Genomic DNA, 15,578 nt, shown 5'->3' with positions numbered 1-15,578 from the left:
TTTCACTTTAGCTAAAACAAGAACACACCAATACTTACATTTCGGATGTCCTAATGAACTCATTGCAACACCAGCGTCATGGCGACAAGGTCAACTCACCTTGGTTTGAAGAATTTCTACCTAAGCTATTGGAAGATAGAGATCGAATTGGCTTAACTGACATGGTGCATGAAATTGACGCCATGATGATTACCGTTGAGCCAGGTTGTTCAGTGGCTTATATCAGTGAGTTAGCGTTGATGACGCCCTACCACTATTTAGTCACGCTAGAATCCGAGTCGCATTGGACGCATGTGCTGCGTATTGATATGAATTCGCCAGATGTGATTGTGCGAGAAGTGCGCGACCCTAATATCCACGGCATTTTCCGCAGTCTTAATGACGTTTACCCGATAGGCGCGCATAAGCCAAACTCGCGCTATATGGGCGAAATCTTTCGTGTGACTAATCAGCATGAAGTGGTTGAGCTACAAAAAGCCCGCGAGATTCGTTTTTTCAATCAAGATCAAATTCGCAAGTTAGAACTACCAGGCAATATGTCTATCGTTAAACCTTCGCCCTACACGCACAATATTGTAGGATATTGGGAGCGACCAGTCGGGGATATTCGCATTTATGCGCTTGGGGTAAGTGTGATTCATGAAGACGTGAATCGCGGTTATCTGGAAGCCAAAGAAACACAAGCTAAGCTCGGTTTAGATAAACTGATTCTGCCAATTGACCATCTGGCAACGCGTATTTACAGCCAAAACCGTGAGGTGGCAATACTTGAGTATCTCACGCTTTCCAGCTATTACTACTGGGGCTCATACGATATTGCCAGCCAAAACTCTTCAACCAATGTGACTAAAAGCGCGCACTATAATAATGAGCAAAAAAGCCCTGCAAAGGTTTTCACGGCGGCTAATCATCCTTACTTCGTTAATCACTTAGTCGGCTTACCGTCACCTACTGAAAACTTTGTACGCAATTATGGTCCGCGTTTGCACCACATTGCACTAGGCGTGGCAGACGGCGAAACCAATGGTCAAATCAATATTGATTACGTGGTCGCTGCCATCAGAGAAAAAGGCAAAGACTTCTTACTCGATGTGATTGGCTCACGCGAAGAAGGCCTAAAACAAATTTTCTCCAGCGCCTCAGAACATTCATCGCTCATCATTGAATATGTACAACGCTTTGGCGATTTTGATGGGTTTTTTACCAAGCAGAACGTGGCTGAACTCACTGAAGCGGCTGGTGTGGAAGAAAATTTACGCTTACTACAAGCTGAAAGTGCTAGCTAAATCAAAATAATGACGACTCAACAGAAGGTGACACATTAATGACTATTCGAGTCGCGCTCCACCATAAAACGGCCTATCACTATGATAATCCCGTGCAACTTGCACCGCATGTTTTCCGTCTTCGGCCAGCAGCGCACTCGCGCACGCCTGTGAGTGCTTACTCACTTAAAATATTACCTGAGAATCACTTCATCAGTTGGCAGCAAGATCCGTTTGGCAATTACCTAGCACGCGTGGTGTTTCCAGAAAAATCTACCGAACTTTCAATCGAAGTCGATCTGATTGCAGAAATGACGGTGATTAATCCTTTCGATTTCTTCTTGGAAGAATACGCAGAGAATTATCCGTTTGCTTATCCAGAACAGTTACTCAAAGAACTTGCGCCCTACTTAGAAGTGCGCGAACAAGGGTCGTTGTTCAAAGCTTGGCTAGCGGAAATTGATGTCGGTAAAAAAGCGATTGTAGATTTTCTGGTGTACTTAAATCAGCGTGTTAATCAAACCGTTAATTACTCAATTCGCATGGAAGTAGGCGTACAAACTTGCGAAGAGACCTTAGACAAAAGATTAGGTTCTTGTCGTGATTCTGCTTGGTTGCTAGTGCAAGCCATGCGCCACATGGGCTTAGCCGCTCGATTCGTTTCTGGCTATTTGGTACAGCTCACTGCGGATGTGAAATCTTTGGATGGCCCTTCTGGTACCGAAGTTGACTTTACCGACTTGCATGCATGGGCTGAAGTGTATATTCCAGGCGCAGGTTGGATAGGCTTAGATGCGACATCTGGCTTATTGGCTGGTGAAGGTCATATTCCACTCGCTTGCACGGCTGATTATGTCAGCGCGGCTCCTGTGACTGGTGGCTATACTGGTCACGCCAATATCGAATTTAGCTTTAGCAACAATGTTACCCGCATTCACGAAGATCCGCGCGTCACTAAACCATACAGCGAACAGCAGTGGGTAGAGATTAATGCGCTAGGTCAAAAGATAGATGTTGAGTTAGAAACAGGCGATGTGCGCCTCACCATGGGTGGCGAACCGACTTTTATCTCTATCGATAATATGGATGCGCCAGAATGGAATATTGATGCCGATGGTATAGAAAAACGTCAATTAGCTGGTCAGTTAGTCAGACGTTTACGTGATAGCTTTGCACCAGGCGGTTTGCTGTATTTTGGTCAAGGAAAATGGTACCCGGGCGAAGCGCTACCTCGCTGGCAACTCGCTTGTTTTTGGCGCAAAGATGGCAAACCCGTTTGGCGCAACCCCGAGCTATTAGCTGATGAAAACAAAGACTATGGTTTAAATCGCGAACATGCTGATACCTTCATTCGCGACCTTGCAAAACGACTTGGTCTAAAAGGCAGCCATATTTGTGCAGGTTATGAAGACCCGCTTTACTACCTATTAGCTGAAGGCTTAGTACCCAATAATCTAAACCCACTCAAATCAGATCTCAAAGATGATTTAGAACGTAAGCGTCTGACAAAAGTGCTGGCGGGCGATTTAGGCGCGCCAGTGGGCTATCTACTTCCACTGCATTGGAGTCACCAGCGCAACGCATGGAGCAGCAGCGCTTGGGAATTTAGACGTGGAGAAATGTTTCTAGCGCCGGGCGATTCCGCTATGGGATTGCGCCTGCCATTAAGCTCATTGCCTTGGATAGCTTTTGAAGACCGCGACCATGAACATGAGCGTAGCCTTTATGAAGCGGTAGAACCACTAGCGGATATTGATTCTGAAGTGAGCCGCCGTTACAGCAAATTTACCAAAGAGAACGCGCATAGTCACGAAATGGGATTGGCGGATGACGGTGTTGATGTTGAAGCTGATGAAGATGCTGCACCAGCAGACCCAGAATTTACCCCGCATACGGCCTTGTGCGTGGAAACCAGAGGCGGACGTTTGCATGTCTTTTTACCGCCAACCAATACGCTAGAGCATTATTTAGACATCATTGCCTCCATTGAAGCAACAGCCAGCACCTTAAACATGCCTGTGGTGATTGAAGGCTATCAACCGCCACATGACTTACGTTTAACTCGCTTACCTGTCACGCCAGACCCTGGTGTGATTGAGGTTAACATTCATCCTGCCGCCAGTTGGGATGCTTTGGTTAACAACACCACGATATTGTATGAACAAGCACGTTTAACCAGACTAGGCTCTGAAAAATTCATGCTGGATGGCCGCCATACGGGCACGGGCGGCGGTAATCACGTCACGCTGGGTGGCATTACGCCAGCGGATAGCCCAATCTTGCGTCGCCCTGACTTGCTACGCAGTTTAATAACTTATTGGCAGCACCACCCGTCATTGTCATACCTGTTTTCAGGTCTGTTTATTGGCCCCACTAGCCAAGCGCCGCGCGTTGATGAAGCGCGTAACGATAGCTTGTATGAGCTAGAAATCGCCTTTCAACAAATGCCAGATGGCGAAGTACCCGCCCCGTGGTTGGTAGATCGCTTATTACGCAATTTGCTTGTGGATATGACGGGCAATACGCATCGCAGTGAATTCTGTATTGATAAGCTCTATGCGCCAGGTTCAGATACTGGTCGACTTGGCTTATTAGAACTCCGTGCGTTTGAAATGCCGCCACATGCGCACATGAGCTTGGTGCAAATATTGTTGTTGCGTGCTTTAGTGGCCAGATTTTGGAAAGAGCCCTACAAAAAACCACTGGTACGTTGGGGCACACAGTTACATGACCGCTTTATGCTACCGCACTTTATTGAACGCGATATTGAAGATGTCGCGCAAGATTTACAAGCCGCTGGCTATGCGTTTTCTAAAGATTGGTTTGCACCGTTTATTGAATTCCGCTTTCCACGTTGTGGCACATTAGAAATTCAAGACTTACAGCTAGAACTCAGAACCGCGATTGAGCCTTGGCATGTATTAGGTGAGGAAATCACTAGCGGCGGTACGGCTAGATATGTCGATTCTTCGGTTGAACGCCTGCAAGTCAAGCTCACAGGCATCACTGGGGAACGCTATGTGATTACCTGCAACGGCCGCCGCTTGCCGCTGCGTGACACTGGCACGCAAGGTGAAATGGTCGCAGGGGTACGTTACCGTGCGTGGAATCCGCCTTCTGCGCTGCACCCAAGTATAGGCGTACAAGCTCCATTAGTATTTGATGTGATTGACACATGGAATGGTCGCTCTGTTGGCGGTTGCACTTACCATGTTACGCACCCTGGTGGCCGTAACTATGACACCTTGCCAGTCAATGCTTATGAAGCGGAAGGCCGCCGCGTGAGTCGCTTTACCGTACTTGAGCACACGCCCGGTAATATTAAATCGCCGAAGAAGTCTGCCAATAAAGCTGTGAAGCTGATGGAGCCGCCAACCGAGTTAAACAATCGCGAGTATCCATTCACGCTAGATTTAAGGTGGCATGCGAATTAACTGGAATTAAATCTTCACTCCGTCATTCCCGCGAAGGCGGGAATCAATTTTGACTTTTTTAAAACCTAACATGGATTCCCACCTTCGCGGGAATGACGAGAGTAGTAGGTTTATGTTTAATGCTGTGGTTGAAGAGTGTTGGTAATTTTATAAATAATGTAGCCATTCAAAGATGTTTGGTTTAAGGAATTGAAAAATGAATGCACCTATGACACCTGCTGAAACAGCACTTAAAGAAAATATCCGTTACCTTGGACGCATTCTGGGCGAAGTGATTAAAGATAACGAGGGTGAAAAAACTTTCGAAACCATAGAGGCAATTCGTCAATCCGCCGTGAAATTTCATCGCGAAGGCGACCAAGAATTTACACAGAAATTAGATGGCTTACTAAAAGAACTGACTAACAGCCAAACCATTTCAGTGGCAAGAGCGTTTAGCTACTTTAAACATTTGGTCAATATTGCTGAAGACCTTTACAGCAACTATCAATATCGAATGGAAGAAAGTATAGAAGCACCAGGCGGCGTGGCAAACTCTATGCGCTCTTTTAAAGATGAAAAGTTAACATTAAAACAAATTGATGATTTTTTTAAATCGGCGTTAATTTCGCCAGTGTTAACCGCACACCCAACTGAGGTGCAAAGAAAAAGCCTGCTAGATACTGAACAAGTCATTTCATCACTACTCGCCAATAAAGCGCAGTTGATGTCGCGCCAAGAAACCGAGAAAAACTCTCGTATGCTCTACGCCGCCGTCACAGCTTTATGGCAAACCAGAATGTTGCGTTTTGACAAACTCACGGTCGACAATGAAATTGATAATGCGCTTTCATACTACCGCTTGAGCTTACTCGATGCGATACCTGAGCTATTGCAAGATTTAGAGCAAGATATTGGCGACTTGTTTAACAAAACCGGCACAGAACGCTATCAGCTACCAAGCTTTTTGCAGATGGGCAGTTGGATTGGTGGCGACCGCGATGGTAACCCCAATGTGAACGCAGCCACTTTAGACACCGCAACCATACAACAATCCACTGTGGCATTTGAGCATTATTTACGCGAAATCAGCAGCTTGCGCAAAGAGCTCACACCCACTACGCGCTTAGTGAAAGTTTCACAAGAGTTGCTAGATTTAGCTAGCACCTCGCAAGATCAATCTCCGCACCGACAAGATGAACCGTATCGGCTTGCCATCATGGCCGTCATGGGGCGCTTGTCACTCAGCTTTCAAAATTTAATCGGTAGCGAAGCCAGCCTGCATATTGAAACTAACGTAGCCGAGAACTTAAAACCGTACACTAGTGCAGATGAGTTGCTAGCTGACCTGAACATTATTGCCAATTCATTGATTAAAAATCACGGTGAATTACTGGTTTACCCAAGGCTGGGCAAGCTGATTAAAGCAGTTGAAACCTTTGGTTTTCATTTAGCCACCATCGATTTAAGACAAAGCTCAGACGTGCATGAAGCAGTGTTAAAAGAACTGTTTGTGAATGCTGGCTATAGTTTTGACTATGCCGCGCTCAGTGAGGCAGAAAAAATAAATATCCTACTAGAAGAACTCAGGCAGCCACGTTTGTTGTACTCGCCTTTTCAACAATATTCAGACTTGCTACAAACAGAAATGAATGTGATTAGAAAAGCGCGAGAAGTCCGTGCAAAATTTGGCAGCCGCACGGTGCGCCACTACATTATCTCGCATACTGAAACCATGTCTGACCTGCTTGAAGTGGCTTTGCTACAAAAAGAAGCTGGCTTGTTGCGAGGTGCATGGGGTTCATCCAGCGTAGAGATGGAACTCAATATCGTGCCGCTGTTTGAAACCATTGAAGATTTGCGCAACGCGCCAAAAATCATGAGCGAATGGTTAAGCTTGCTAGGCATACGCCATTTGATTCGCCATCAAGGCAATGAGCAAGAAATCATGCTTGGTTATTCTGATAGCAACAAAGACGGCGGCTTTTTAACCTCAAATTGGGAGCTATACAAAGCCGAAGTTTATTTAGTTGAGCTATTCAGTCAGGCAGACGTAAGATTGCGTTTATTCCATGGCCGTGGCGGCGCAGTTGGCCGTGGCGGTGGCCCAACCTATCAGGCCATCATGGCACAACCGCTAGGCACGGTAGCAGGCCAAATACGCTTGACGGAACAAGGTGAAATTATCGCCAATAAATTCTCTGACCCTAAAGTGGCAAGGCGCAATTTAGAAGCCTTTGTCGCCGCGACCATCGATGCCTCGCTATTTCCGCAAGATCAGTTGCCACAAACACAACGCAGAGGTTATGAAATGTTGATGGATAAACTCTCAGCCAGCGCAATGCAAGCTTACCGAGATTTAGTCTATGAAACGCCAAGATTTGCAGAGTACTTTTTCAGCTCAACGCCCATTTCAGAAATTGCCGACTTAAATCTAGGCAGCCGCCCTGCCTCGCGCAAAGCCACCCAACGTATTGAAGACTTACGCGCCATTCCATGGGGCTTCTCATGGGGGCAATGTCGATTATTGCTTTCAGGTTGGTACGGCTTTGGCAGCGCTATCAATGAATATTTAAGCGCTAGCAAAGATGAAACGGACAAACAGCAACGCATCCATGTGTTAAGAGACATGCTAGATGCTTGGCCACTATTCAAAACGCTCATCTCCAATATGGACATGATACTTGCGAAAACAGACCTCGTCATCGCAGGCTGCTATTCTGAACTAGTGCAAGATGAAACACTCAGAACCACGGTATTTGAACGCATACAACAAGAGCATGCACTCACTAACCAAGCACTCAATTTAATTTTACAAAACACCGAGCGCCTTACCAACAACCCCACATTAGCCAACTCAATTAAAAACCGACTCCCCTACCTAGACCCACTCAACCACCTACAAGTAGCGCTGATTAAACGCCATAGAAGCGGTGAAACTGACGTGCTAGTGAAACGTGCGATTCATTTAACGATTAACGGCATTGCGGCGGGGTTGCGTAATACGGGTTAAGCAGTCATTTTAGGCTTATTTTAGCTTCTGTCTTTCAACTATAACAATATGTAGTTATAGTCCCGACATACTTAATGGACTTCAAAATATGAGATTTGAAAAACTGGATTTACTACGATTTATTGGTCTTTCAATGATTATCCTAGCGCACTCATCACCTGGACCAATTATTTTCCAGCTTCGAAACTTTGATGTTCCATTAATGGTACTTCTCTCAGGCGCAGTATTTGGTATATCTTACAAAGGTGAGAATTATCTCGCTTACGTATGGAAGCGCTTTAAACGGCTGGTCTTGCCAGTTTGGATTTTCCTCACCATATATTTTTCAGTTACCCAAATCAATTTATTACACATCAATAAAGAACCTTACGAGGTCATATTTAACTCATATACGTTACTCAGCGGTATTGGCTATGTTTGGGTGATAAGAGTTTTCTTACTAGTAGCACTTATAGCGCCTGTTTTATATTGGTTGAATAAAAAGCAGACTTCAAGCCCTATCTATTTAAGTGGATTATTCGGAATATATTTAATATACGAGTTCTTTGCTTTCAACTATAGCGTTCGTCAAATAAATACCACCGAATCTTTTACTCTACAAAGTATTTTTTTACTTGTGGGCTATGGTTGCGTCTTTGCACTAGGGTTGCGTATGCCTTTATTAAAAACAAAAGCAATAGCATTTCTTGCTGGCATTTTCTTAATTGTGTTTGCTACGTACTCACTTTATCTCATTTTTAAAACAGGTGGTTTTAAACAGACTCAAGAATTTAAATATCCTCCAACCAGCTATTATTTTTCTTATGCTCTTTTTGTTGGAGCTAGCCTATGGATTTTTTCAGAACGGCTCTACGCCTATACTGTTGAGCTTAGATTGAATAGGTTAGTGTTGTTTATTGCTCAAAATAGTATCTGGATTTATATGTGGCATATCCCGCTAATAAGGGCAGTGCATCTTGTGTGGTTCATTAAATTCCCAATAACTATACTAGGTGCAACTTTAATCACATATTGCCAAGTACTTTTTGTAACTAAGATTCTGGAACCAAAAATTACTAACGATATAGCAAGAAAAAATTTGCATTTAGTCTTAACTGGTTAATTGTTTCTAAAATCGCCTGCATGGTACCTAAGCTGGCATTCGAAACAGGAGCTACACTCCAAAAACTACTCTTATCAGAATCATTCATTCCATCAAACACTCTACATGCACCGACACATCTAACTCATGCTGCTGACCGCCAAATATCACGCCTTTTAGTGGGGTAATATCTGCGTAGTCCCGTCCCCAGCCTAATGTGATGTGTTGAGTATTGGGCATTTGGTTGTTGGTGGGGTCAAAATCTATCCAGCCTTGTTCTGGCACATAGACTGAGAACCAAGCATGCGAGGCATCGGCACCAATCAGCTTGGCTTCACCTGCGGGTGGTAGGGTTTCTATGTAACCACTGACGTATCGTGCCGCTAAACCTACTGAACGTAAACAGCCGATTGCAAGGTGCGCAAAATCCTGACAAACGCCTCTTCTGTGTTCTAGCACGGTGGCAAGTGGCGTGGCGAGGGTGGTAAAGTCTGGGTCAAAAGTAAAGTCTTTATAAATACGTTGCATTAAATCATTCACTGCACCGGTGATTGATCTACTTGGCGTGAAAGATAAGGTCGCATATTCTGCCAGCTCCGTGGTGACGGCAACCAAAGGCGAGTCTAAAGTATATTGGCGGGCATCGAGCGTATCTGCTGTTTGTTTTGTAGAGTGCGTTTGCTGAGCCAATAAATCACGTACCGCTTCCCAAGTATAGCCTTGATAGAAATCTAGCTGAGCTGGGTTTTCTTGCAGTTGTACTTCGCTTACAGCTGTAATGGTGAAAGCATGGTGCGCTTGCTGCATAGAAAAATACGCTACATGATTACCAAAGAAGTCTTCGCGAATACGGAAATCAGCCGCATAGGGTTCTATATCTAGTGTGGATGAAATCACTTGTTGATTCTTGCAGTTTCTTGGCATCAGGCGCGCTTCGCTGTATGACAGTGAAACTTTATCTGTGTAATCGTACTTGGTGATATGAGTGATTTTATAGTGCATGCTGAATTTCGCTAAACTGGTCTGACTTCATTGAGTGAGTGTTGCAACTGCCCGTGTTTGAAGTAGGTCGCAGTTATGCTGTCGGATAATGTAGCGATTAAATAATACAAGCGGCTGAGTGTTTGATCTAAATTCTCACGCACGTGCCCTTTTGTGGTTTTAATCAAGTCGTTTAAATTGGTTAAATCTAATAAGCTACAAGCTTCTAATATCAGGCGCTCTTCTACACTTAGCTGTGCATTGCTTTGCTTACGCGGCATTTTGCTCACGTGTTCTTGAATGCGGTTAAATTGATAGGCTAAAGAACGTGGATTATTTTTATCTAACATCAGCAATTCAATAAATGAAGGTAGCTCTATGCTGTTGCGATAATGCTCACGGTAGCAAATCAGGTTATCGCTGGTTTCCAGCAAAGACTCCATCAATAGTTGTTCTGTGCCTGAAGCTTGCGCGGTAGAGAAGCAACTTCGTAATAGTGAAATAAGCAACAAAGCGCGCTCTAAACGACGGCCTATATCTAGAAACAGCCAGCCATTGCCACGCGTCATGCTTTCCATAATCAAGCCACTGAACGCGGATAGCGCGGTGATTAGTCGATCCATGTGTTCTTGAATATTCCACAGCGTAGATTCAGTGAGTTGCTGCGATTGTTCTAAGTGCGACTTTATCTCGTCCATCACCCGCCACGTATCTGATGACCACAAATTACGTACGGTATAACCCGCTTGCACCAAGCTACGCTGATTATTGGCAATACTGCCAATTTTTTCTTCATCTAACATCAATGACAGCAGTTCGCCATCTGGCGTTTGCAATAGTGCAGTTGCATTATCACTCTCTGAATCGCCTAAAAAGCCAGGGTAAGTATTGGTAATGTTGGTGAGGCTGCGCAAAATAGTATGCAAACTATGTTGAAAATGCACATTACTATTATCTGGGTTGATATAAAGTTTTTTAACCGTAGTGCGAAGCAGGCGAATGCTACCTTCTGTGCGCTCAGCATAACGACCTACCCAAAACAGGTTTTCGGCAACGCGACTAGAAAGTGTGCTGGAGTAACTGCTACCAACAAGTTCGCTATGTCTGTTTGCTGTTACGTTAGTTTGTTGCGTGCTAGTGCCGCCAACTATCCAAGTGTCTTTACTCATGGCGCCCAACTGACTTGAAACTAGCACATCACCAGTTTGCGTCGCGCTGCGTGTAAGGCTGCCAGGCATCAGGTTATAACCGCTTTCTTGGGCGACCATAAAGCAGCGCATCAATGACTGACGCGGTTCTAAATGGCCATCCACCAATGAGGGCGCGGTAGAAAACACTTCATGTTCTTGCCCCACAAAAAATGCTGGGTTGGCACGAATGCGATCGCGCCAATAAGTGATTTGTTGCCGACTCAACTGGCTGCCAAAAACCGAAGTCATGGCACCGCGACAGATATGCTTAATCACTAATTTATGCAGATTGTTCAGCACATAATCTAACTCCTTGGGCTGACCGCACCACCATGTAGCAGCACTGGGTAAACGTAGCTTCTTACCCAAAAAGTATTCCGCAATTCTTGGCAGAAATGGCAATAAACCTGGGCTTTCTAATACACCACTACCTAAAGGATTAGCAATCGTCACATTGCCTCTGCGCGCCACTTCTAGCAAACCCGGAATACCTAAGCGCGAATCATCACGTAACTCAAGTGGATCACAAAACACATCGTCCATACGACGCATAATGACATCCACGCGCTGCAAGCCGTTGAGTGATTTCAACCAAACAAAGCCATCGCGCACGGTCAGGTCATCGCCCTGAACCAATGGATAGCCTAGATGTGAAGCTAAATAAGCATGCTCAAAAAAGGTTTCATTAAACGGCCCTGGCGTCAGCACAACCACTCTAGGCGCATCAGCATTTTGCGGTGCGATTTCTTGCATGCCATGGCGCAACGATTGAAAAAAGCCATCTAATCGTTGTACTTGTGTGTCACGAAAAATATTGGGAAACACGCGCGACATCGCCAGCCTGTTTTCTAAGGCATATCCAGCACCTGAAGGCGCTTGGGTACGGTCGCCAATGACCCACATGCGATTATCAGGGCCGCGTGCTAAATCTGCCGCGTACAGCACTAATTGATGTTTACCAGGTATTTTAACTTTGTCACAAGCGCGTAAAAAGCCACTGTGGTTAAACAACATCTCTATTGGTAACAAGCCTTGCCGAATCAGCTCGCGTGGCCCGTAAATATCCGTCAGAATCAGATTTAGCAGTTCTGCACGCTCTAGCAGACCAAGTTCAATATCTCGCCACTCTTCATTAGCAAGCAGCAAGGGAACAGAATCTAGCTGCCAAGGCCGACTGCTGCCGTCAGGGTCGCCATACACATTGTAAGTGACGCCGTTTTCGCGGAGTAACTTGTGAATTTCATTCTGCCTTAAACTAACTTCACCCTGCCCTAATTTTTGTAAAGCTTGAATATAATATGCCCAATGCGGACGAACCTTGCCAGATTGATCGAGCATTTCATCTAGCATGCTTGCGCCCGCCGAATAGCCAGCCGTATTCCCTAGCCAAGTATTAGCTTTTGAAGCTTGCAAATATTGATTTGAAGTTGCCATGTGTACTCTCAAAAACCTAAGCACATTTTAAGCTTAAATTCAGCTTAGCGGTTAAGTTGCATCACTAGAGATGCGTTTTAACAAAGAATTACATAACATCACCTAAATGGAGCCTGATTTAGCGCGATTTACAGCGCAAACAAGTTGCTTGTTTAATCATTAAAAAGTTATGATTAATGCTTTATTTATCAAGCTGCATTTATGACTTATTGTGTTGGAATACTATTGGAATCTGGATTAGTCATGGCGTCTGATACCCGTACTAATGCGGGTGTTGACCAAGTCGCTACTTTTCCTAAAATGACTACTTTTGAAGTGCCAGGTGAGCGCACGATGGTGATGCTCACTGCAGGTAATTTAGCGGTAACTCAAGCGGTATTACAGCACTTGCATAAAGACATCGCCAACAACGAAACACATCACTTACTCAATGCCTCAGATATGTTCGATGCTGCACGCTTGGTTGGTATGGCTATACGTACTGTACACAAAGAAGATGCTGAACATTTGCGTCACCACAATACCGACTTCAATATCTCCGTTCTGTTTGCTGGGCAAATTGCGGGTGAACCAACGCGGCTGTTCCAGATTTACTCTGCGGGCAACTTCATTGAAGCCAGCCAAGAAACGCCTTACTTTCAAATTGGTGAAACCAAGTACGGCAAGCCGATTTTAGACCGTGTGATTAACTACAAATGTGGCCTAGAAGACGCGCTTAAATGTGTACTCATCTCATTTGATTCGACTATCCGCAGCAATGTGTCTGTTGATCTACCAGTTGACGTGTTGGTGTATAGAAATAATAAACTTAGCATTGATTACAATCACCGCGTAGCTAAAGACGACCCTTACTTTCTCTCGGTACGCCAACATTGGGGCGAGGGTTTACGCAAAGTCTTTGCTGAAATTCCAAATCCTGATTGGTGTTAACTAATGCTTAAATAATTTAGGGGCTGTCCTAGATAACACATAAAATTTTACAATGACGGCATGAGAAAGAGCAGAAAGTATTGTTTATTCTGATAGCTGGCGTGGTTATAATGTGTTGGATGTTTCTGATTTCGAGCACTATCGAATTAACTACTCGAAACTGTTTGCAGACAAAAAAACCACATCAATGGTATAGAGAATTTTTGGAATCAAGCTAAGCGTCACATGCGTAAATTTAACGGTGTGACAAAGGCTAATTTCGTTTTGTTTTTTAAAGGAGTGCTTGTGGTGTTTTAACAAACCAACACCACAAGCACAATTATTAAAAATAAAACAATGGGTTAAACAACATATGTGATAGTTATATAGGACAGCGCATTAAATCCTTTTATTTGTATTATTCAGTTGCATCTGAAATTTGTTCCGCCAACAGCCTTGTACGTACAAAATTAATATGCCCACGCAGTCCATAAAACATATCTGCAAAGGCGGCTGGTATTTTTATATTACTTAACTTTTCTTCTAGCTGATCTAGATTATTCATTATTTCTTGGCGCTTATCTACATCATTGGTTGTACCAAACGCATCTTTCTCGAGCTCAAGTAAGGCTCGATAAAAAGGATAGATTGATAGTTGAATTTTCCAGCGATAGATACTTGGTGCTAATTTTATGACAGGTATCAATATCAACAATAATGGGACCAAAACCACCAGCATTCTATTAATAAAACTGGCCATCCAAAATGGAAAATCGCGATACAGAAAACTTTTACCAGATTTGTAATAGCGGGTTGCATCTGGGCTGACTCGGTATTCCTGAGTAGTTAGATTTGGAAACTCTCCACTTTTCACAAATAAAGTTGCCGAACCATGTACTTCGTTTGCAGCATCCAATAACAGATCAGACAATGCTGGATGTAAGGTATCGCGGGCGATTAATTCAACCGTAGGTGCAACCAGATTTAAATCATTTACAGGAATATTTTTTCCTAAATCAATTGAGCCCTTAGGTAAAACCAACTTATGTAAATATTTAATACGCCTTGTATAGCCATCCGCTTGATCAAAATTAAAGATATTAATGCCTGGCGTTTTGACCAAGTTTTTAATCAATTGTGTTGATACAGAATCCCCCATCACAAAAATTGCATCAATCTTATCCTGCAATAAATCATCCACTGGATTTAGACTTGGTTTCTCAATTAACTTCGTACTACCACCCGGTAAAATTCCATTTTCTTTCAGCATATTCAATGCCAAAGAATGGGTACCACTACCGAGCTCACCTATATTCAATCGTTCACCAGCAAAATCTGCAATCAAGTTTTTATTTTCACCACGATAAAAAATCATCATGGGTTGATAGGCAATACTACCAAGCGACATTAGTTTATCTGTCTTAATACTACCGACCACGCCACTTTGCACAAAACCAATATCAACGTTTATGCGCTTGTCAGCCAACTTACTGAGATTATCAATAGAACCATTGGATGCCAGTATATTAAGCTTTACACCTTGTTTAGCCAAAATCGCTTTATATTTCAGTGCATTTTTTTGATAAACACTACCTTCATCACCCGCTGTAATAGTTAAGCTAGTGGGTGCCGCAGAATTAAAAAATAAAAATACTGCAAGGCAAATGATCGCTATAAAACCCAGCATCAAAAACATAAACAGAATAATGCTGCTGCCATAGATTGCCGCTAATTTGGCCCATATTTTTTTTAAAGATGTTTTTAATTCAGTCATGTCATTAAAATTCCATAAGCAACTATTAATTACTGTTTATTTTGCAGTCCGCTATTAAAGTATTTCCACACGCTATTTAATACAAAGCGGCGCAAATACTACAAAATAGCACATTTATAAAAGCACAAAGCCTTATTGGTTTGGCTTATTAAAAGTTAAATTACATGCAGGTGATAGTTTAAACGCGGTTAATGCTATTTTAAGCAAAATATGAAATCATGCTAAAAACCATTAAGTAGGATGGTTAGTTAGATTTAAAAAAGTGATTTTTGAAGTGCTGTTGTGTTGTTCGCAGTTTTTTCAGTAGTGAGTATTTTTTTCGCTTTAGTTGTGCGCTTTTGACTACTATTTTTTCTGGAAGCATGGTTTTTGATAATGCGGTCAGTATCTTGCTGATGGTTTGTATTTTGTTTAAGTTGGCTAAAGCGTTCGCGCGCAAACTTTAATGCCATATTAATATCAGTTGGGTATTATGGCCCATCGTGACCAGTAAAAACGGTCCAACGTGACCGCTGATT

9 protein-coding genes and 1 pseudogene are annotated in these 15,578 nt (G+C 43.5%); 6 read left to right on the top strand and 4 right to left on the bottom strand.

Annotated features, from left to right (window positions below; all coding sequences use genetic code 11):
- Nucleotides 1-53 precede the first annotated feature (53 nt).
- The 4 genes from PSU78_RS04535 to PSU78_RS04520 all read left to right on the top strand — a co-directional run bounded on the left by PSU78_RS04535 (nt 54) and on the right by PSU78_RS04520 (nt 8,793).
- Nucleotides 54-1,286, top strand: a complete 1,233-nt coding sequence (locus tag PSU78_RS04535; RefSeq protein ID WP_300384904.1) for a hypothetical protein — start codon at nt 54-56, stop codon at nt 1,284-1,286.
- Between the two features lie 38 nt (nt 1,287-1,324).
- The gene (locus PSU78_RS04530; protein WP_300384901.1) at nt 1,325-4,699 is read left to right on the top strand and encodes a DUF2126 domain-containing protein; all 3,375 of its coding nucleotides are present in this window, start codon (nt 1,325-1,327) and stop codon (nt 4,697-4,699) included.
- Nucleotides 4,700-4,895: 196 nt separating this feature from the next.
- Nucleotides 4,896-7,691, top strand: coding sequence for a phosphoenolpyruvate carboxylase (gene ppc, locus PSU78_RS04525; protein ID WP_300384898.1), 2,796 nt, complete (start codon nt 4,896-4,898; stop codon nt 7,689-7,691).
- Nucleotides 7,692-7,779: 88 nt separating this feature from the next.
- Entirely contained in the window at nt 7,780-8,793 is a 1,014-nt protein-coding gene (locus PSU78_RS04520; RefSeq protein WP_300384895.1) for an acyltransferase, read from the top strand.
- Between the two features lie 84 nt (nt 8,794-8,877).
- On the opposite strand, the gene PSU78_RS04515 is transcribed toward PSU78_RS04520, so the two are convergent.
- Nucleotides 8,878-9,774: a transglutaminase family protein gene (locus PSU78_RS04515; protein ID WP_300384893.1), complete on the bottom strand. Its 897-nt coding sequence runs from the start codon at nt 9,772-9,774 to the stop codon at nt 8,878-8,880.
- A gap of 11 nt (nt 9,775-9,785) precedes the next feature.
- Nucleotides 9,786-12,377 carry a circularly permuted type 2 ATP-grasp protein gene (locus PSU78_RS04510; protein WP_300384890.1) on the bottom strand — a complete coding sequence of 864 codons (2,592 nt, stop codon included), beginning with the start codon at nt 12,375-12,377 and terminating at the stop codon, nt 9,786-9,788.
- Nucleotides 12,378-12,578: 201 nt separating this feature from the next.
- Here PSU78_RS04510 and PSU78_RS04505 point away from each other — a divergent pair, with 201 nt between their 5' ends.
- Nucleotides 12,579-13,307: a proteasome-type protease gene (locus PSU78_RS04505; RefSeq protein ID WP_300384886.1), complete on the top strand. Its 729-nt coding sequence runs from the start codon at nt 12,579-12,581 to the stop codon at nt 13,305-13,307.
- 73 nt (nt 13,308-13,380) lie between these two features.
- Nucleotides 13,381-13,665: pseudogene (locus PSU78_RS04500) on the top strand (transposase); the annotation flags it as partial.
- A 39-nt stretch (nt 13,666-13,704) separates the two neighbouring features.
- Here the strand turns inward: PSU78_RS04500 and PSU78_RS04495 are convergent.
- Both PSU78_RS04495 and PSU78_RS04490 read right to left on the bottom strand, forming a co-directional pair.
- Nucleotides 13,705-15,060, bottom strand: coding sequence for a TAXI family TRAP transporter solute-binding subunit (locus tag PSU78_RS04495; protein ID WP_300384883.1), 1,356 nt, complete (start codon nt 15,058-15,060; stop codon nt 13,705-13,707).
- 254 nt (nt 15,061-15,314) lie between these two features.
- Complete coding sequence (locus PSU78_RS04490; protein WP_300384880.1) at nt 15,315-15,512, bottom strand: hypothetical protein; 198 nt, start codon at nt 15,510-15,512, stop codon at nt 15,315-15,317.
- Nucleotides 15,513-15,578: the final 66 nt, after the last annotated feature.

The organism is Methylotenera sp. (assembly GCF_029945705.1).
Lineage (GTDB): Bacteria > Pseudomonadota > Gammaproteobacteria > Burkholderiales > Methylophilaceae > Methylotenera.
Note: the sequence above shows the minus strand (reverse complement) of the source record. Positions and strands in the feature narration are given on the sequence as shown.

What these genes read in the sequence shown, in the direction of transcription:
- PSU78_RS04535 (WP_300384904.1), top strand. Translation starts at nt 54, where the DNA reads ATGAACTCATTGCAACACCAGCGTCATGGCGACAAGGTCAACTCACCT.
- PSU78_RS04530 (WP_300384901.1), top strand. Translation starts at nt 1,325, where the DNA reads ATGACTATTCGAGTCGCGCTCCACCATAAAACGGCCTATCACTATGAT.
- ppc (WP_300384898.1), top strand. Translation starts at nt 4,896, where the DNA reads ATGAATGCACCTATGACACCTGCTGAAACAGCACTTAAAGAAAATATC.
- PSU78_RS04520 (WP_300384895.1), top strand. Translation starts at nt 7,780, where the DNA reads ATGAGATTTGAAAAACTGGATTTACTACGATTTATTGGTCTTTCAATG.
- PSU78_RS04515 (WP_300384893.1), bottom strand. Translation starts at nt 9,774, where the DNA reads ATGCACTATAAAATCACTCATATCACCAAGTACGATTACACAGATAAA.
- PSU78_RS04510 (WP_300384890.1), bottom strand. Translation starts at nt 12,377, where the DNA reads ATGGCAACTTCAAATCAATATTTGCAAGCTTCAAAAGCTAATACTTGG.
- PSU78_RS04505 (WP_300384886.1), top strand. Translation starts at nt 12,579, where the DNA reads ATGACTTATTGTGTTGGAATACTATTGGAATCTGGATTAGTCATGGCG.
- PSU78_RS04495 (WP_300384883.1), bottom strand. Translation starts at nt 15,060, where the DNA reads ATGACTGAATTAAAAACATCTTTAAAAAAAATATGGGCCAAATTAGCG.
- PSU78_RS04490 (WP_300384880.1), bottom strand. Translation starts at nt 15,512, where the DNA reads ATGGCATTAAAGTTTGCGCGCGAACGCTTTAGCCAACTTAAACAAAAT.